Raw genomic sequence first — 19,243 nt, 5'->3', positions numbered from 1 at the left:
ATAGAAACCCGCGCGCTCCGAAACTTCTCAAACTTCAAACCACTGACCCCAGTTGGGGACTAACAAAGAAAGAAAACTTATGCCTTCAGTTATCGATTCCCTTCGTTCTGGCGCCCGGTGGATTATGCAATTTTCCGGGCAAGGAACTCCGTGGCGCAGCGAATTGGACGCCACGATCGAAGACTCGCGCCTGCGCGAAAAACTACAAGAGCTGGACGCGGCGGCAGAGAAAATTCTAGCGCCGGTGCTACCTGAGCTCACGGTGATGAGCGCTGGGCGCCTCGACCTGCTCGGGACGCGCGGTCCGGCAAGTTTCGGGGTAGCTCCCCACACCTCGGTGCCGGGAATTCTCCTCAGCCAGTACGGTGCCGCCCTTGACGTGGATGCCCAGCCGACGGCGATTATTGGTCACTCCCAGGGAGTACTGGCAGCGGCGTTGCTCAGCGCTCCGGCCGAGCAGCGCCCGGCGGTGTTTGCCCTGGCGCGCCTCATTGGAGCCGCGGCCTCTAAAATCACCGCCGCGGCCCACATGAACCCGGACGGTCAGGCCACGCCTATGCTTTCCGTGCGGGGAATCCCGGTGGATCAGCTCCAGGCGCTGATCGCCCAGTTCGCCGATATTGACCTCAGCATTATTAATACGCGCCAGGCCTGCGTTGTTTCCGGCTCCCCGGCAGCGCTGTCCGGGCTGATCGTGACGATTAACCGGGCGGCGGAAAAGTCCGTGGCAGATCGCGAAGCCAAGCGAATGGGCGGCGAACCGCTGCGCCCGGTTACCGAGTTCCTCGAGGTGGCCGCTCCCTTCCACTCGCATTTGCTGGAGCCGGCCGTGGCTTTGGTGGACCAGTGGGCCGAAGCCTGTGAGTTGCGGGTAGCGCAGGCAGAAAAGCTCGCTCGCGCGGTTCTTACCGATCACCTGGATTGGACCGAAGAATTCTCCGCCGCGCTCGCGGATCTTTCCCAGTCCGGGAGCAACCAGAGCGAGGCGCACTACGTGGTGGACCTCGGTCCGGGAGTGGCCTTGAAGGCGATTACCCGCGCGAATCTTGCCGGAAGCGGGGCCGTCTACGTGGAGGCCGGTACCGCCTCCGCCCGCGACGATTTGGTGGCGGGCTCGGCGCGCGAATATCCGACCCACGACTGGTCGAGTTTTGCACCCAAGCTACGCAAAATTGACGGCAAAACCTATCTGGATACCGCGTTCTCGCGCCTGACCGGCCGTTCGCCGGTAATGCTCGGCGGCATGACGCCCACCACCGTAGATCCGGAAATTGTGGCCGCGGCGGCCAATGCCGGCTACTGGACCGAACTCGGCGGGGGCGGGCAAACCTCCGAGGCCGTGCTCACCGAGAATCTGCGCGGCCTGCGCCGCCAGCTGGCTCCGGGCCGCACCGCCCAGTTCAATGCCATGTTCCTGGATCGCTACCTGTGGGATCTCCAGTTTGGTGGGCGCCGGTTGGTATCCCGCCAGCGTCAGGGCGGGGCGCCGCTGGACGGCGTGACGATTTCCGCCGGTATCCCCGAGCGGGACGAAGCCCTGGAGTTGATTAACCGCTTGCGCGGGGAGGGCTTCGCCTACGTTGCTTTCAAACCGGGCACGGTGGCCCAGATTAAGCAGGTTGTCGATATTGCGCACCATGCCGAAGGTGCGCCGCTGATCGTGCAGGTGGAAGACGGCCACGCCGGCGGGCACCACTCGTGGGAGAACCTCGATGATCTGCTTTTGAGCACCTACGCGGATATGCGCGAAGCGGGCCTGGTTATTACCGTGGGCGGCGGCCTGGGAACCCCGGATCGGGCGGCAAAGTACCTGACGGGCGAATGGTCGCGAAGCTACGGCCTTCCCGCCATGCCGGTGGACGGAATCTTTATTGGAACCGCTGCCATGACGGCAAAGGAGGCCAAAACCAACCCCGACGTTAAACAACTGCTGGTGCATATTTCCGGCGTTGCCGCCGAAGAAAACGGCGGTTGGGTGGCTGCCGGTGAGGTGCGCGGAGGAATTACCTCCTCGCAGTCCTCCCTGCACGCTGATATGTACAACGTGGAAAATTCCGCGGCCCGCGCCGCGCGCCTGCTCCTGGAGCTGGACGGCAAGCCGGAGGAAATCCAGCGCCGCCGCGATGAAATTATCGAAGCTATTAACCGCACCGCCAAGCCGTACTTCGGCGACGTCGACAAGATGACCTACGCCCAGCAGCTGGACCGCTACCTCGAGCTTTCCTACCCGTGGGTGGACGATTCGGTGGCGATTCGCTACTTCGAAATGCTGCAGCGGGCCGAAGCGCGTCTCTCCGATACCGACGCGGGAGAAATCCCCACGATCTTCAGCGAAGAGGATGCGGCAGATGACCCGCACGGATGTCTGCAGCGCTTGCGCGAGTCTTATCCGCTGGCGGATGAGGAAAAGGTCTGCCCGCAAGACGCGGCCTGGTTCCATCACCTGTGCGATAAGTACCCGAAGCCGGTACCGTTCGTTTCCATCATTGACGAGTCGGTGCTTCGCAACTGGGGCCGCGATTCGCTGTGGCAGTCCCAAGATCCGCGCTACACCGCCGATCAGGTACGCATTATTCCCGGGCCGGTTTCCACCTGCGCGATCACCTCGGTGGATGAGCCGGTAGCCGATATTCTGGGCCGCTACGAAAATGCCGCGGTGGAGGATGTGGCCGCGCAGGGTACGCCTGCCGTCGAGGCCTTTTCCCGCAACGCCGCGGATCGCGATGCGTTCTTGCGCAATGCGCCGTTTATTCTCTGGCACGGCCACCTGGCCGCCAACCCGGCCGCGCTGATCGCCGAAACCGAGATTCGCGAAACCGAATCCGGCCTGGAGCTTTACGTTCCGCTCGACACCGCCTGGCAGGGGACCGGCGCCACTCAGCACGCGGTGACCGAAATGCGCGTGCCGCTGGTTTTGCCGGAGGACGTACACACCGGCGGCCTGCCGGTGGTCGACGACGCACGCCTGGCTGATTCAATGCGCGCGGTGCTCGCCGGAATGTCCGGCGTGGGTACTACCACGATTGGCGGCACGCCGATTATCGAGCAGCCGCGGATGGTCGACGGCGTTGCCAGTCTCACCTTCGCGGTTTCTCCCGAGATTGGCGAACTGCACTCGGGTATTACCGCGCCGGGCGGACGTGCCCCGGTGGCGGTTCCTTCCGCCCTGCTTGGTTCGTGCTGGCCCACGATTTACTCGGCCATGGGTTCGGGTGAGGCTGAGGGCTACCCGATTATTGAGGGGCTGCTGTCGGGTGTGCACCTTGACCACAGCGAAAAGATCAACGCGCCGATCGATGAAATCTTGCAGATGGGCGAACTGACGGCGCATTCGTGGGTGGAATCGGTGGAGGAATCCTCCGCCGGGCGCGTGCTTACCATCCGCACCAAAGTGACGGCTGAAGATCACAATGCCGGGAGCGGCGGCGTCGTGCTGGAATTCCAGGAACGCTTCGCCATGCGTGGGCGCGCTACCACCACCGCGCTTCCGGTGGACCCGGCCCCGCGCGGTGGAAACGAGGCCGAGGTCATCGATACGCCGCGCTCAGTGCTACGCAAGGTGACGCTTTCCGCGCCCTCCGATATGACGGCTTTCGCGATTGTTTCCGGGGACTTCAACCCGATTCACGTCTCCACCCGCGCCGCCCAGGTGGCCGGAATGGACGAGCCGCTGGTGCACGGAATGTGGCTGTGCGCCGCCGCCCAGCACGCGGTGGCGGATCCCGAACCGGGCAAGCCCGCGCTCCACATCACCGGTTGGACCTACCGCATGTTTGGGATGGTGTCGCTGAACGATCGGGTAGAGATTACCGTCGAGCGCACTGGCCGGCTGGCCGGGGGAGACCTGGCACTTGAGGTGACCTGCCGCGACGGCGAAGAAGTGGTGGCGCAAGCAACCGCAACTGTGGCCGCACCGCTTACGGCTTACGTCTACCCCGGGCAGGGAATCCAGGCGAAGGGCATGGCGCTCGAAGAACGCGCCGATTCGCCGGCCGCCCGTGACGTTTGGCAGCGCGCCGATCAGCACACTCGCGCCAAGCTCGGATTCTCGATTCTGGCGCTGGTGCGCGATAACCCCACCGAGCTGGTGGTGGGCGGGGAAACCTTCCGTCATCCGGAAGGTGTCCTCAACCTCACCCAGTTCACCCAGGTGGCGCTGGCAACCGTCGCCATGGCGCAAACCGCTCGCCTACGCGAGCAGGGCGCACTCATTAGTGGCGCTTACTTCGCCGGGCACTCGCTGGGTGAATACAATGCGCTGTCCGCTTATTCGGCGGTGTTTAGCCTCGAGGACGTGTTGGAAATCGTTTACCAGCGCGGAACCACCATGCACCACCTGGTGCCCCGCGATGCGGAGGGCCGCTCGAACTACCGGATGGGCGCGCTTCGCCCCAACCAGTTCGGCGTGACCGACGCAAACGTGCGCGAGTACGTGGAATCGGTTGCCCGCGAAAGCGGAGAGTTCCTGGAGATTGCCAACTACAACCTGGCCGGCCAACAGTACGCGATTGCCGGAACCGTGGCCGGGTTGGCGGCGCTGGAGGCGGACGCCGGCCGGCGTGCCAAGGAAGCGGGCGGCAAGCGCCCCTTCATGCTGGTACCGGGGATTGACGTTCCCTTCCACACCTCGCGCCTGCGCGAGGGCGTGCCGGAGTTCCGCCAGACGCTGGCGAATACTATCCCAGAGGACATCAACCTGCGGGTTCTCCAGAACCGCTATGTGCCGAATTTGGTGGCGCGTCCCTTCGAGGTAAGCGTCGAATTCTGCGACGCAATTCTGGACGTGGTGCCCTCCGAGGCGGTACGCGAGATCCGCGCCCAACTTGAGCGTGACCCGGATGCCGACCGCCTCCCCATTGCTCGCGATTTGCTTATTGAGCTTCTCGCTTGGCAGTTTGCCTCGCCGGTGCGTTGGATTGAAACTCAGGAGCTCCTTATTAGCCTGGGCGTTGAAGAGATCGTGGAGGTTGGGCTGGCCACCGCGCCGACCTTGGCAAATATGGCGGCCAAGACGCTCGCTTTGCCGGCTCACGCCAATGACGAGGTGACGGTCTTGAACGTCCAGCGCGATAGCAAACGCGTTTTGCGTGAGGATGTTTCCCGGGTGGAAGAGGTAACCGACGACGTCGCCGCTCCGGCCGGGCCCGCCGCGGGCGAAGCCGCGGTCGCCGGCCAAGCTGAAAGCGCGGGCGAAGCTGATAGCGCTGGCGAAGCTGAGAGCGCCGGCCAAGCCGATAGCGCTGGCGCGGCGCAGGGGGCCGGCGAACCGGCGGCGGATGCTAACGGAACCGCGGCGCCCGCGCGGGCATCCGTTCCGGCAACCGCTCCGGCGGGTGCCCCGGCCGGGAAGGCGGCAGATCTGCCCTTTAGCGCCTCGGATGCGCTCCGCGCGCTGCTCGCTTACGAAACCAAGATTGCCCCCGAACAGATGGGAAGCGCGGACTCGGTCGAAACGCTGACGAACGGCGTTTCTTCCAAGCGCAACCAGATCCTCATGGATATGACGGCCGAATTTGATTTGGCCTCCATGGATGGGGCAGCCGAAGCGCAGGTATCTGATTTGGCAATCCAGGTGGACCAAGCCGCGCATTCCTACAGAGCCTTCGGCCCGGTGTTGGGTGAAGCGGTGACCGACCGCCTGCGTTCGCTCACCGGCGCCGCGGGCGCGAAGCCGGCACATATCGCCGAGCGCGTGAGCGGAACCTGGCAACTCGGAGAGGGCTGGGTTTCCCACGTGCAGGTAGAGCTCCTGCTCGGTACCCGCGAGGGCAAATCCACTCGCGGCGGAGAACTAGCCACCCTGGGGAGCACCGGTGCAACCTCGGCCGGCGCGCTCGATGCCCTGATTGACGCCGCGGTGAGCGCGGTGGCGCAGGCGCGCGGTATCGCGGTTGCGATCCCGAGCGAAACCTCGGGTGGAGCGACTGTCGATTCGGCGGCGCTGGATGCCTTCGCGGAAGAACTCACCGGGGCGCTGGCGGAAAACGCCCGCGATTTGCTCAGCCGGCTCGGCCACGCGGCCAGTCCGGTGGAGAATCTCGCTCCGGATAATTCCCTACGCGAAGCGATGGAAGCCGAGCTCGGTTCGGGCTGGGAAAAGTTCGTTACCCCGGCCTTCGATCCCAATAAGGCAGTTCTTCTTGACGACCGCTGGGCCACCGCCCGCGAGGATGTTGCCAAGATTGCCTTCGGCAAGATCATCATCGGATGCTTTACCGCCACCGGGGCGGAAGTGGCTCGCCAGGCAAGCTGGCAGGCTGCCCGCAATCCCGAACTTCGCGCGCGCTTTGAGGAAATTGCGCGGGAAGCAACCCGCCAAGACGCCGGTATTTACAGCGGGAAGATCGCCGTCGTCACCGGCATGGCACCGGGATCCATTGCCGGTGCGATGGTGGCCGGGCTACTCGCCGGCGGCGCCACCGTGGTTGCCACCGCCTCGCATATTTCCCCGGCTCGCCTGCTGTTTGCGAAGAATCTTTACCGCGAAAATGCGCGCGGGGATGCCGCTCTCTGGCTGGTTCCGGCCAATCTCGCTTCCTTCCGCGATATTGACGCGCTGATTGAGTGGATTGGCTCCGAGCAGAAGGAAACCGTGGGGGCTACCACCAAGCTGATCAAGCCGGCGCTTCTTCCGGATCTGCTGGTTCCGTTCGCGGCCGGGAAGGTTTCCGGCTATGCCTCGGATGCCGGTCCGGAAGCCGAGAATCAGGCACGTATTTTGCTCTGGGGCGTGGAGCGCCTGCTCGGCGGTCTTGCCGCTATCGGCGAGGACTCCGCCGTCGGCCACCGTATGCACGTGATCCTTCCCGGTTCGCCTAACCGCGGGCTGTTTGGGGGCGACGGCGCCTACGGCGAGGTCAAGGCCGCGCTGGACGCGATTGCCAATAAGTGGCGCGTGGAGCCGTGGGGCCAGCGCACCACCATTGCGCACGCCAAGATCGGTTGGGTGGCCGGCACCGGGCTGATGGGTGGAAACGATCCGCTCGTCGCCGCGGCCCAAGCCAAGGGCGTACACGTGTGGAACACCGCCGAGGCGGCGCAAGAGCTCCTGACTTTGTACACTCCGCAGGCCCTCGCCGAAGCCGCGAACCGTCCGCTTGAGCACGATATGACGGGCGGCCTCGAAGATATCGACTTGGCCGCACTGCGCGGTGAAGTCACGGTGGAAGAATCGCCGGGTCACGCTGCTCAAGGCAAGACCATTAAGGCACTTCCGCTAGCTCGCGCGCCGCGTCAGGCCCGGGCGACGACGGCGGACTTTGCCGGAACCGTGCGGCCGGAGGAGACGATCGTCGTCGTCGGAATTGGGGAAATCGGACCGTGGGGATCCTCGCGCACCCGCTGGGAAGCGGAAGTCGGGGTGCAGCCGGACGGTAGCTTCGAGCTGACGCCCGCCGGCGTGCTCGAGCTCGCCTGGATGATGGACCTGCTCACCTGGCACGACACCCCGAACCCCGGGTGGTATGACGCCTCCGGGAACCTGGTGGAGGAAGCTGATATTTACGATCGCTACCGTGATGAAGTGGTGGCGCGTTCAGGAATCCGCGCCTTCGTGGACGACGGGCCGCTCGAGGATATTGGCACCGTGGATCTGGCGCCGGTTTACCTGGAAAAGGACGTTACGTTCTCTGCTAAGGATCACGCCGAGGCGCTCGATCACCTGAATGCGGACCCCGAATTCACGCGGATTTACGAGGAAAACGGGGAGTGGCGGGTAATCCGCCTGGCGGGCGCGCGCACCTATATGCCGCGGCGCACCACCCTGAGCCGGCGCGTGGGCGGGCAATTCCCCACGGATTTCGATCCGGCGAACTGGGGTATCCCGCAGCCGATGATTGAGGGCGCGGATCGCCTCGCGGTCTACAACCTCATGACGGCGGTGGACGCCTTTGTTTCCGCGGGATTCTCGCCGGCAGAACTGCTCGAGTACGTACATCCAGTGGAGGTGACCTCCACCCAAGGCACCGGCTTTGGCGGTATGACCTCCATGCGGCGCCTCTTCGTGGATCGGTTTACCAACGGGCAGATTCCGAGCGATATCTTGCAGGAAGTGCTTCCCAACGTGGTGGCGGCCCACACCATGCAGTCCTATGTGGGCGGCTACGGTTCCATGATTCACCCGGTGGGCGCCTGCGCCACCGCGGCGGTTTCCGTGGAAGAGGGCGTGGATAAGATTCGCACCAATAAGGCGCAGTTCGTGGTTGCCGGTGGTATCGACGACGTCCAGGTGGAATCCCTCATCGGCTTTGCCAACATGAACGCCACCGCTGATTCGAACGCCATGGCGGACAAGGGCATCAACCCGCGCTTCTTCTCCCGGCCCGGCGATCGGCGCCGCGGTGGCTTCGTGGAAGGCCAGGGCGGCGGAACCGTGCTGCTCGCGCGGGGTGACCTCGCCATGCAAATGGGTCTGCCGGTGCTCGCGGTGGTTGGCTACGTGCGCTCCTTCGCGGACGGGATCCAGACCTCGATCCCTGCTCCCGGCTTGGGCGCGCTCGCGGCCGGCCAGGGCGGAACGAATTCGCAGCTGGTGAAGGACCTCGCGGCTCTGGGCGTTACTCCCGACGATATTTCCGTCCTTTCCAAGCACGACACGTCCACCAACGCGAACGACCCGAATGAAGCTGAGCTTCATCACCGTCTTTTCAAGGCCATTGGGCGCCAGGAAGGAAACCCGCTCTACGTGGTTTCCCAAAAGTCGCTGACGGGCCACTCGAAGGGCGGAGCGGCGCTGTTCCAAATGGCGGGGCTGTCGGAAATCTTTAGCTCCGGAACCGTTCCGGCCAACCGGGCTCTGGACTGCCAGGATCCGGTGATGGAAAAGGACGAGTTCCTCGTGTGGCTACGCGACCCGCTCCAGGTGGGGACCGTCAAAGCCTCGATCCTCACCTCGCTCGGCTTTGGCCACGTTTCGGCGCTCATGGTGCTGGTGCACCCGGCAGCCTTCCAGGCCGCGATCGAGCGAGCACACGGAGGCGAGGCAGCGCGCGAATGGTTGGAGCAGGCGGATATTCGCCTGGCTGAAGGCGCCCGGCATCTGCAGGCCGGCATGATCGGCCACGCACCGCTCTATGTTGAGACGCCGGTTCGCTATTCCGAGCACGACGACGAAGCCGCGATGCTTCTGGATCCGGCGGCGCGCGTGAACTAGGGCGATTTGCGCACCGGCGGGCTACGGCGACGGTGCAAGTGGGCATCCCGGCGCGGGGCAGGCTTCGGCCCGCCCCGCGCCTTTTTGCGCGCGAAGCGGCTGGCGATCATTCCGCGATTGTTCCGCGGAGAGGCTAGCGCGATCGAAGCCCGATGATGATTGATGTGGCTTGGATTAGAGTAAAAGCGGCGAGTCGCGCATAAACGGAGCGATAGCTCCTTGGGGAGGCAGAAGATGATTCTTGGCATCGGCGTCGACAATGTAGCGATCAATGAATTTGGCGGACAACTAGGCCAACCTGGTTCGCGCCTGCGGGAGGTCTTCACCGCCCGGGAGATGCGCTACGCGCGCGAGCGTACGGAAAAACACCTGACCGGCGAGGCTTTAATGGCGGATATGGCGCCCAGCCTGGCAGCGCGATGGGCTGCAAAAGAAGCTTTTGTCAAGGCGTGGTCCACAGCCCTTTTCGGGCAACCGCCGGTAGCCGAAGAAAACCTCTGGTCGCAGATCGAGGTCATTAACGATCGCTGGGGGAGACCGGCGATACGGCTCATTGAACCCTTTGACGACGTCGTGCGCGCCTCGGTGGGCGATTTCCGCATTCTCGTCAGCCTCACCCACGACGCCGACCTCGCCACGGCTTTCGTCGTGATTGAACAGACGCCTACCGGATCTGCCCCGCGCGGCGAGGGCGCAATGCCCACCGATCTTGCCCTGGCCGGAGATCGCGATATACCCAGCGAACGCGGCCTGCCCAATGACAGCCTCACCAAAGAAGTGCGCCGGCACCGCCGCAGGCGCCTGCTTTTCTAACGTCGCGCCGCACTCCTTTCTAGCGGGCGGTGGCCCAGTATTGGCGGAAGAAGGGGCTGCCCGGAACACCGGAGCGCCCCGCGGCCCGGCCGGATTCGCTGGGAACTAGTTCTCTGCCGCCTCGATCCTTGCCAGGCAGTCCGCTACCGCAATAGCCGAAGCCGCTGCCCAGGCTTGCGGACGGCAGGAGGCGGGATAGGGAAGCGGGTGGCTAAGCGAACCGTCTCCGGAGAAAAGCTCGGGAAGGCGATACTCGAAGGCCTCGGCCGCGCGTAAAAGCGAATCGATGAGGGTCTTGGCGTGATGCTCGAAGCCGGCACGCATTAAACCGACAATCGCGATGGCGGTATCGTGGGTCCACACCGATCCGCCGTGATAACTCAACGGCCAGTACCCGCCGGCCGTAGTAGAAAGCGTGCGCAAGCCAAACCCGGAGTTCATATCCTCACCAATCAGCCGCTCCGCCACGATTCCCTCTTCCTCATGGGTGAGGATTCCGGTCCCGAGGAGATGCCCAATATTGGAAGTCAGCGAATCAACCGGCCGCTTGGACTTGTCCAGCGCAATCGCCGGGTAGGGGCCCACCTCGTCCTCAACCCAGAACTGCGCATGGAAATTGGCTTTAATTTCTTCGGCGCGGGCGCGATAGGCCTCACCGTCGCCGTCGAACTTTTCCAGTAGGCTCGCGCCCTTAAGCAGGGCCTCGTAGGCGTAAGCCTGCACCTCGCAGAGCGCAATCGGCCCTTCCGCTAAGTCTCCAGAATTCCACTGGATCGAATCGCCGGAATCCTTCCATCCCTGGTTAGCCAGCCCGTGGCCTGATTCGTCTATGTACTCGAGGAATGTATCGCCATCAGAGTCGGCGTCGTTCACGATCCAATCGAGAGCACGACGCAGGTTGGGTAAAAGAGCTTCGACGTCGGAAAGTGGCATGCCGGCCTTGTGGGCATCAAAAAGCGTGGATATCCAGAGCGGGGTGGCGTCAATCGTGCCGTAGTAGAGCGGAGGGAGGCGCACGCCCTCACCCGGGATATTGAAATCTTCGAAGCGTAGCTCGTGCATGATTTTTCCGGGTTGCTCAGCGGTGTCGGGGTTGTTTCGCGTGCCCTGGAATTTCGCCAGCACCGCCAGGGTGGTGGCGGCGACGCGCCAGGTGGCCGGCAAAACCAGGCGTGCGGCCCACAGGGAGTCACGCCCAAAGAGCGTAAAGAACCACGGCGCACCCGCGGCAAAGAAAGGCAACTCGGGTTCGGCTCTCACCGTCATCAGGAGATTTTCCAAATCCGGTTCGGCCTGTTCGAGCCATCGGATGGCGCGCGCGTCGGCAACCTGGGGACGGAAAGAAAGATTCGCAGTGATGCCCGCCGGCCCCACCGGCAACTCGCTGTCTACCAGCACGATTTCCCACTCGCTGGTCAGCGAAGAGTGGGCGGGGACCTTCACCTTCCAGACGAAGCTGACCTCACCACCCGAATGCTCAGCCTCAGCGCCCTCAGCCGTGATTTTTGCGGTGATTCCCGCTCCCGAGACCTCGCAGGAGGCGCCTCCAGCCAGGGTGATGCCGGGATCGTCGGTGGGGGAATTGCCGGCTTTAATAGCGGACATGGTGTCGAGGCTAACGTGGAGATTCACGCAGAGCTCAGTTTCCAGCGCTTCGGCCAGGCCGTTGTGGATCGTGATGCGCTCGCGGAACCCGGATTCGCTAACCGAGCGCCGGGTGCGAACGACCACGCGCGGGTCCGCTCCCGAGGTGTCGAGATAGCGCACGGCTCCGGAGAAGACGGCCTGGCTACCGCCAACGATCGCTGAGTCGAGGTGCTCGGGATGGCGGTCTGCCACCCGTAGTTCGCGCGCCGAAATAATTCGGGTGTCTCCAACAAAAACGCCGTCGGCGGGCCTCGTCATATTCCCGTCGTGACGGCTCCAGGCCTGGAACGGTGCTTTGAAAGTGCATACGCCGTCGTGCAGCAGAGGCTGGAGCGGGAGATCATGGGCGGAAGTAGGCATACTGAATCCTTTGCATGAGGTATGAGGTGAGAAAAGATGAGGGATTTCCCGGGAAGGCCGGGGCGGCGCTCCCCGGGAAACCATGCGCGGCGCCTTAGCCCTTGACCGCGCCTTCGGAGGTGTTCATTATCCGTCGCTGGAAAATGAAGAACAGCACGGCCACGGGAATCGTCATAATCAGAGCCGCGGCGAGCTTGATGGGGTACTGGGTCCCCTGGGAAAGCTGCCCGGATGCCAGGCTTGCCACGCCCTTGGTGAGGGTGGTGAGTGCGGGATCCTGGGTTGCCACAATGAAATGCGAGAGCTCATTCCACGAACCCTGGAAAGACATAATCGTGATCGTCACCAGGGCGGGCACAGCCATGGGAAGAACGATTTGCCAGAAGATTCGGAACGTTCCTGCCCCGTCGACCTTCGCCTGTTCCTCCACGCTTCGCGGAATTGATTCAAAGAAGTTCTTCATAATGAAAACGCCCGCGGCATCCACGAGAAGCGGGAAGATCATGCCCGCGTAGCTGTCGTAAATGCTCAGCTGATTGATCACCAGGAACTTCGGAATGAGGAGAACCACCGCGGGAACGCTCATTACCGCCACCAGGGCGGCGAAAATAACGTTGCGGCCACGGAAGTTCAGGCGCGCCAGAGCGTATCCGGCCAGCGAATCGAAGAAGACACGTCCCAGGGTGACGAAGAGCGTCACGATCACAGAGTTCTTGAACCAGATGGGGAAATCGGAGTTCATGAAGAGGCGCTCGTAGGCAGCCGCGGTGAAGGTTTGGGGTATCAGACTTATTGGGTTCGACGCCGCCTCTGCATCCGTCTTGAACGACGTAGCGATTTGAATGAGGAACGGCATGATGTACACCAGGGCGAGGCAGATGAGGAGCGCATAAAGAAGCGACTTCCCACCCAGCCGGCGCAAGCTAGCCGAGGAGACCCGCGGCTGGCTTTCCGCCGGGCTTACCTCGGTGGTTTTCCCGTGGACGACCGTTGAATTGGTGGTGCTCATGAGAGATTCCCCTTCACTCCAACTACTGCCTGGACTTGCGCCTGCGAGCCGGCGGTCGCCTGCGAGCCGGCGGTCGTCTGCGAGCCAACCTGGTCTTCGGCGCCTGCCGGTTCCGCCTTGGACTTGCAATTCCGGAGGCGGCTAAAGAGGCTCTTCTTCCCGGTGGTTGCATCACGCTCGGCAAGGGCTCGGCGCTGCAGCCAGTTCATGGCGATGATAATGACGAAAAGAATGAAGGCGATCGCGGCACCGCGGCCCCATTGCTGATTCCCGAATGCCGCTGAATATGAGAGGTATGCAGGGGTCAGAGTAGTCTTTGCCGGGCCGCCGGCCGTTCCGGTGTAGATCTGGTCGAAGACCTGCCAGCAACCAATAATGCCGAGGGTTACCACGGTGTAGATCGTTGGCTTGAGTTGCGGAACGGTGACGCGCCAGAAGCGCTTCCACGCATTTGCGCCGTCGACCATGGCCGCCTCATCGGTGGAGGGGTCGATAGCCTGGAGCGCAGACAGGAAGAGGAGCATAAAGGTGCCCGACGTCGTAAATACCGCCATAATCATGAAGGCGACCATGGCCGGTGAGGGCCCCGCTAGCCAGTCAGACCAGCTCAGATTGAGGAAACCGTGATTGGCGAGGGCAGAGGGTGGATTGCCGCCCTGCAGGAAGGCGAAGATCCCGGTGGGCTCGTTGAACCAGTTCGGTCCGTGAATTCCCAGCCACGAAAGCGCCTTGTTGACCGCACCCGTGGCGCTGAAAAGGAAGAGCCACAGTACGGTGATGGCCACACTCGAGGTGACCGAAGGGAAATAAAAAGCGGTTCTAAACAGGCCGCGGCCCTTGACCTCTCGATTTACCAAAACCGCTAGGAATAAAGCTAGAAGCGTTTGTACCGGCACCACGATAATCGTGTACCAGAAGCTGTTCTTGATGGAAATACCAAAGTCTCGCGCTGCCAGGCCTTCGTCGAGGAGTACGTCCGTGTAGTTCTCGAAGCCTACGAAGTTCACGCCGGGGGCGAAGGGTGATCCTCGCCCGCCCCAATCTGAAACGCTCACCCACAGGGCCATGAGCATGGGGATCACGAGGAAAATGCCGAGGATAATAATGACCGGGGAGATAAATAGCCACCCGGTTCTGGCCTCAGCGCGCTTTGCGGCGTTCTTCGGGAGCCGCTTGAGTCCCGCCTTTGTCGGTGTTGCATCACCGTCTGTCGTAGCCATATATCTTCCTCCCGACGGGGGCGAGGGCGGAACCCGCCCTCGCCCCACCGGGCATCGTCGTTACTTGACGATTGCCTCAAAGTTCGACTGAACCGTGGAGAGGATCTCCTTGGGATCCTTACCGGAGAGGCCTTCAATCTGAGCATTGAAGTCCTCAATCACCGCCGAGCTACCGTGCAGGGTAGGAACGGACTTGGCATAATCTGCACCCTTAAGGAAGGCTTCCTTATCAGGGTTGGCACTGGTCCAAGCATCGGCGGCCGATTCGACGGAGGGCATCACGCCGAAGGCCTTAGAGAATCCGAGTTGCTGATCCGTAGCCGTTAGATATTCGACCAAATCTAGCGACTGCTGCTGGGAGGGAGAATCGGTTGCGATGCCCCAGCAGTTGGAGAACTGAAGCGTTCCCTTTCCGCCCGGGCCGGCAGGCAATTCCACCACGGTGTACTCAAGATCGGGGTAATCGCTCGAGAGCGTGCCGGTAAGCCAGTTTCCTTCGATCACCATGGCCGCCTTGCCGGTGCCGAAGGCTTCGCCGCCCCAGCCGGCCCCGAGATCAGCCGCGTAGGCGGTGTTACCGGAAGCGAGGAGTTCCTTCACTTCCGTCAGAGCCGCTACATTCTCTTCGGAATCCGCGACGGCCTTGGTCTGATCGTCGGTCAGAAGCGTGCCGCCCGCCTGGGCCATAAAGGCCCCCAGGCGCTGGTATTCGGCGCCGAAGGAGAGGCCGGTGTGGCCGTTGCCGGTGAGCTTGGTGGCGACGGTCTCAAGCTCGTCCCAAGTGGTGGGGTAGTCCTGATCGGTCAGGCCGGCGGCGGCCCACTGTTCGTTATTAATGAACAGTGCGAGGGTGGAGAAGTCTTTGGGGGCGCAGTAGAAATCGCCATCGTAGGTGAAGTTACTGACCAGGGACGGGTAGAAATCGTCCTTATTGGAAAGGCGATCGCCGTAGGCGAGCACTGAACCGTTCTCCGCAAAACCGGCCAGCGAATCAGTGGAGAGGTAGAAAACATCTGGAGGAGTCGAGGCGGCAAATCCCTGGGAGAGCTGCTGGTTGAGGTCGGAGGCGGCAATAACCTCGGCCTTGACTCCGCTCTCTTGCGACCAAGCCGCGACCGCTTCTTGAACGGCCTTGGTCTCTGAATCGCCCGAGGATCCGATCATCACGGACAGTGACCGGCTGGAATCGTTGGTGAGCTCTCCGGAATCAGCCGATCCCTTGGAGTTATCCGAGAATCCCGAGCCGCCTGAGCAACCGGAAAGCGTGAGTGCGATGGCAGCCCCGAGGGCCATCGCGGATGTGATCGTGCGACGCTGCATGGAGTCCTCCCGTAAGTAGACACGTGGTCGTGGTTTTCACGGCCGGGTGGCCTCCTCGCCACCCGAATTTGAACGTTCAAACCGTTGCAACAATGGTGCCACCCCGCGCGAAATTTTGCAAGGAAAAAACTTAGGTATTTTTATCTAGATTATGCTGTTCTTTTTTCCGCGGCGTGAAATTAGCGTGCGGATCAGTGGGTGGGAGGCGAAATTTAACCAAAATGGCTGATCGTTGTGTTTGCCGGGTTCTGCTACATTCGTTTCAGACTGGTAAATCGATAGCGGTGAGGGAGGGGAGATGTCCAAACAGAGAGAAAAACGAGCATCGATCGTAGACGTAGCCAAGCGCGCGGAGGTTTCGCGCCAGACGGTCTCGAACGTTATTAATCGCCCCGAGACGGTTCTTCCCGCCACGCGCGAACGTGTTTATGCCGCCATTAGCGAACTCGGATATCGGGCCAACCAATCGGCCCGGCGCTTGCGCACCCAACAGACCGCGACGGTGGGGATCCGCGTGGATGACGCGCCGGATAATTTGGCCGGGATGATCTATGACAAATTCCTTCATCACCTCACCGTTTTCGCGGGCGAAAGCGGGCGCCGCATTCTTCTGTTCGCCTCCCGCGGCTACGGGGACGAGATCGCCGAGTACCGGGCTCTTACCTCCTCCGACGACGTCGATGCGTTCATCATCACGGACACCGCGGCCGGCGACCCGCGCGTGGACTGGTTCATTAAAAACAAAATCCCGTTCGTCTGCTTTGGGCGCCCGTGGGGGAGGGATTCGCTACTTGATGACGAGGTTCCCTGGGTCGACGTCGATGGAAAATACGGGGTTGCGCTAGGTACCAAGGAATTGCGCGATCGCGGTTGCAAGCGGATCGGGTACGTGGGGTGGCCGAGCCCTTCGGGCACTGGAGAAGACCGCCATTTAGGGTGGCGGGAAACAGTGACCGAGTGGGGCTACAGCGAAGCCGAAATGGAGAGCCTGTCCATTTTTACGTCCGAAAACATCGAAGGTGGAATCAAAGCCGTACAACAGTTTTGCACCTTGGACGCCGATCAGCGCCCCGACGGCGTCGTCTGTGCCTCAGATCTTCTGGCTGCCGGCGTTCTTCTTGGCAGTAACGGAACTATTCCCGCCATTGGATTTGATAATTCGGCGCTCGCCATGTCACTCGGGTTTGACAGTATTGAGCAACCACTGCAGCAGGTGGCGGATGCAACCGTCCGTATTTTGGACCGCGTGGCGCCCCTCAACTCTTCAAAGCGACCGGCGGATTCGGATCTGCACATTCTGCTTCGCCCCTGCCTAGCCTGCAATTCCGGGCTCCGCCCGCGCCTTTCCGCCCCCGCGCTGAAACCCCAAAACTGAGACGCAAAGCGGTGTTAAGGGAAAAGCGCTACTCTTTTGTCCAACAGTTGGGCGGGCTATCAATCGAGCATTGATACTCGCGCGCTGGGCAAATTATCTTTAACGCCGACCCGTACCGAAGCCAGGTCTCAAACGAAAGGAAAGATCATGGCGCGTTTGCTCGACGAACCCCTTCAAGCCGTAGATCCCGAAATTGCGGACATCCTTTCTGGGGAACTGTATCGCCAGCAAGAAGGCTTGGAAATGATTGCCTCCGAAAACCACGTGCCGCGCGCGGTAATGGAGGCGCAGGGCTCGGTACTCACCAATAAATACGCGGAAGGCTACCCGGGTCGGCGCTACTACGGCGGTTGCGAATGGGTAGACAAGGCGGAGGACCTAGCTCGGGAGCGAGCCAAGCAGCTTTTCGGGGCGCAATACGCCAATGTGCAACCGCATTCGGGCGCGCAGGCGAACCAGGCGGTTTATACCGCGCTTGTCCAGCCCGGAGACACCGTGATGGGCCTCGCCCTCGATCACGGCGGGCACCTCACCCACGGATCGAAAGTGAATTTCTCGGGTAAGTCCTACAATATCGCCGCCTACCACGTGGATCCCGAAACCTTCCTCCTCGATATGGACAAGGTCCGCGAGGAGGCCCGCGCCGCCCGCCCTAAGATGATTATCGCGGGCTGGTCCGCCTATCCGCGCCATCTCGATTTTGATGCTTTCCGCTCGATCGCGGACGAAGTGGGCGCGGTGCTATGGACGGATATGGCGCATTTTGCCGGGCTGGTGGCCGCCGGCTTGCATCCTAATCCTGTCCCCGCTTCCGATGTGGTGACGACGACGATCCACAAAACCCTTGGCGGCCCGCGCGGCGGAATGATTCTGGCGAAGGATAGCGAGCCGTATGGAAAGAAGCTGAACTCGGCGGTATTCCCGGGCACGCAGGGTGGCCCGCTCATGCACGTGATTGCGGCGAAGGCCGTGGCCCTGGGGATTGCGGCTAGCCCGCAGTTCAAGGAGCGCCAAGAGCGCACCCTGGCCGGAGCAAAGATCCTCGCCGAACGGCTGTGCGCCAAGGATGTGCAAGAAGCCGGAATCTCGGTGGTCTCGGGCGGAACTGATGTGCACCTCGTGCTGGTTGATTTGCGCCAGGCAGCTATTGACGGCCAGCAGGGTGAAGACCTCCTGGGCCAGATTGGGATAACCGTCAACCGCAACTCGGTTCCCTACGATCCGCGGCCCCCGCGGGTGACTTCCGGATTGCGCATTGGAACTCCCGCACTGGCTACTCGCGGTTTTGCCGAACCGGAGTTCCGCGAAGTGGCAGATATTATTGCGCAGGCACTCGTTGCGGGCCCGAGCGCGGATGTGGAAGCTCTCAGCCAGCGAGTAAAGGCGCTCGCCCATGCCTTCCCGCTGTACGAAAATCTATAAGGAGACAACTGCGTGGTCGCACAGATTCTGGACGGAAAGAAAATCGCCGCAGACATCAAGCAGGAGCTTCGCTCCCGGATTGAAACCCTCAAGCAGCACGGGATCGAGCCGGGCCTGGGCACAATTTTAGTGGGAGACGATCCTGGTTCCCGCGCTTATGTAGCTGGAAAGCACCGCGATTGCCAGGAAGTGGGGATCACCTCCTTGCGGATTGACCTCCCCGCGGACGCTCCGGCGCAGGCTGTGCGCGAAGCGATTCTGAGCTTTAACGCCGATCCGGCGTGTACGGGCTACATCGTGCAATTGCCGCTTCCGGCAGGAATGCCCTCGAACGAGCTGATTGAACTCATCGATCCGCAGAAGGATGCTGACGGCTTACATCCGGTGAATTTGGGGCGCTTGGTACTACGAGTTGGGGAGCCGCTTTCGACGTCGTTGCCTTGTACGCCCGCGGGAATTCTGGAACTTCTAGAACGCTACGGGCTCTCTTTGGAAGGTAAGCGGGTGGCGGTGCTCGGGCGCGGCGTAACGGTCGGGCGCCCCGCCGGGCTTCTGCTCACGCGCCGTGAAATTAACGCCACCGTAACTCTCTGTCATACCGGTACCCCGGACGTGCCGCAAATTGTGCGCGAATCCGACGTGGTGATTGCCTCGGTGGGACAACCGCATTTCGTGAAACCCGAGTGGATCAAGCCCGGGGCGATTGTGCTCGACGTCGGAGTAACGCGCGTGCCAAACCCGGAAACCGGGCGCTTCAAGACGATTGGAGATGTCGATCCGGGCGTGGCCGAGGTTGCCGGCTGGGTTTCCCCCAATCCGGGCGGCGTGGGGCCTATGACTCGAGTCATGCTCCTGCGCAATATTGTGGAGACCGCCGAGCGGCAATACTCCGCTTCTTAGCGGTAATCTGCCCCGGAGCCACCGCG

General features: G+C 62.2%; 9 protein-coding genes. 5 read left to right on the top strand and 4 right to left on the bottom strand.

All coding sequences use genetic code 11. From position 1 onward, the window contains the following. Window positions 1–79 precede the first annotated feature (79 nt). Both BN2664_RS03620 and acpS read left to right on the top strand, forming a co-directional pair. Window positions 80–9,151, top strand: a complete 9,072-nt coding sequence (locus BN2664_RS03620; RefSeq protein WP_051014134.1) for a type I polyketide synthase — start codon at window positions 80–82, stop codon at window positions 9,149–9,151. Between the two features lie 234 nt (window positions 9,152–9,385). After that, window positions 9,386–9,964 carry a holo-ACP synthase AcpS gene (gene acpS, locus BN2664_RS03615; protein ID WP_007001571.1) on the top strand — a complete coding sequence of 193 codons (579 nt, stop codon included), beginning with the start codon at window positions 9,386–9,388 and terminating at the stop codon, window positions 9,962–9,964. Between the two features lie 105 nt (window positions 9,965–10,069). On the opposite strand, the gene BN2664_RS03610 is transcribed toward acpS, so the two are convergent. The 4 genes from BN2664_RS03610 to BN2664_RS03595 all read right to left on the bottom strand — a co-directional run bounded on the left by BN2664_RS03610 (window position 10,070) and on the right by BN2664_RS03595 (window position 15,520). Further along, the gene (locus BN2664_RS03610) at window positions 10,070–11,971 is read right to left on the bottom strand and encodes a glycogen debranching N-terminal domain-containing protein (protein WP_007001572.1); all 1,902 of its coding nucleotides are present in this window, start codon (window positions 11,969–11,971) and stop codon (window positions 10,070–10,072) included. A gap of 94 nt (window positions 11,972–12,065) precedes the next feature. Then, complete coding sequence (locus tag BN2664_RS03605) at window positions 12,066–12,980, bottom strand: carbohydrate ABC transporter permease (protein ID WP_007001573.1); 915 nt, start codon at window positions 12,978–12,980, stop codon at window positions 12,066–12,068. Further along, window positions 12,977–14,200: a carbohydrate ABC transporter permease gene (locus BN2664_RS03600; protein ID WP_007001574.1), complete on the bottom strand. Its 1,224-nt coding sequence runs from the start codon at window positions 14,198–14,200 to the stop codon at window positions 12,977–12,979. The genes BN2664_RS03605 and BN2664_RS03600 overlap by 4 nt, the downstream gene beginning before the upstream one ends. Before the next feature lie 60 nt (window positions 14,201–14,260). Then, entirely contained in the window at window positions 14,261–15,520 is a 1,260-nt protein-coding gene (locus tag BN2664_RS03595; RefSeq protein WP_007001575.1) for a sugar ABC transporter substrate-binding protein, read from the bottom strand. A 298-nt stretch (window positions 15,521–15,818) separates the two neighbouring features. Here BN2664_RS03595 and BN2664_RS03590 point away from each other — a divergent pair, with 298 nt between their 5' ends. The 3 genes from BN2664_RS03590 to BN2664_RS03580 all read left to right on the top strand — a co-directional run bounded on the left by BN2664_RS03590 (window position 15,819) and on the right by BN2664_RS03580 (window position 19,217). Next, on the top strand, window positions 15,819–16,895 hold the full coding sequence (locus BN2664_RS03590) for a LacI family DNA-binding transcriptional regulator (protein WP_007001576.1): 1,077 nt from the start codon (window positions 15,819–15,821) through the stop codon (window positions 16,893–16,895). Window positions 16,896–17,042: 147 nt separating this feature from the next. Then, on the top strand, window positions 17,043–18,317 hold the full coding sequence (gene glyA / locus BN2664_RS03585) for a serine hydroxymethyltransferase (protein ID WP_007001577.1): 1,275 nt from the start codon (window positions 17,043–17,045) through the stop codon (window positions 18,315–18,317). A 12-nt stretch (window positions 18,318–18,329) separates the two neighbouring features. Further along, window positions 18,330–19,217, top strand: coding sequence for a bifunctional methylenetetrahydrofolate dehydrogenase/methenyltetrahydrofolate cyclohydrolase (locus BN2664_RS03580; RefSeq protein ID WP_007001578.1), 888 nt, complete (start codon window positions 18,330–18,332; stop codon window positions 19,215–19,217). The last annotated feature ends 26 nt before the right edge of the window (window positions 19,218–19,243 follow it).

The organism is Actinobaculum massiliense (assembly GCF_001457435.1).
GTDB lineage: Bacteria > Actinomycetota > Actinomycetes > Actinomycetales > Actinomycetaceae > Actinobaculum > Actinobaculum massiliense.
This window is presented reverse-complemented; position numbering and strand designations above follow the sequence as displayed.

Bases quoted from the DNA above. Each gene is read 5' to 3' on its own strand.
- BN2664_RS03620 (WP_051014134.1), top strand. From the start codon at position 80: ATGCCTTCAGTTATCGATTCCCTTCGTTCTGGCGCCCGGTGGATTATG.
- acpS (WP_007001571.1), top strand. From the start codon at position 9,386: ATGATTCTTGGCATCGGCGTCGACAATGTAGCGATCAATGAATTTGGC.
- BN2664_RS03610 (WP_007001572.1), bottom strand. From the start codon at position 11,971: ATGCCTACTTCCGCCCATGATCTCCCGCTCCAGCCTCTGCTGCACGAC.
- BN2664_RS03605 (WP_007001573.1), bottom strand. From the start codon at position 12,980: ATGAGCACCACCAATTCAACGGTCGTCCACGGGAAAACCACCGAGGTA.
- BN2664_RS03600 (WP_007001574.1), bottom strand. From the start codon at position 14,200: ATGGCTACGACAGACGGTGATGCAACACCGACAAAGGCGGGACTCAAG.
- BN2664_RS03595 (WP_007001575.1), bottom strand. From the start codon at position 15,520: ATGCAGCGTCGCACGATCACATCCGCGATGGCCCTCGGGGCTGCCATC.
- BN2664_RS03590 (WP_007001576.1), top strand. From the start codon at position 15,819: ATGTCCAAACAGAGAGAAAAACGAGCATCGATCGTAGACGTAGCCAAG.
- glyA (WP_007001577.1), top strand. From the start codon at position 17,043: ATGGCGCGTTTGCTCGACGAACCCCTTCAAGCCGTAGATCCCGAAATT.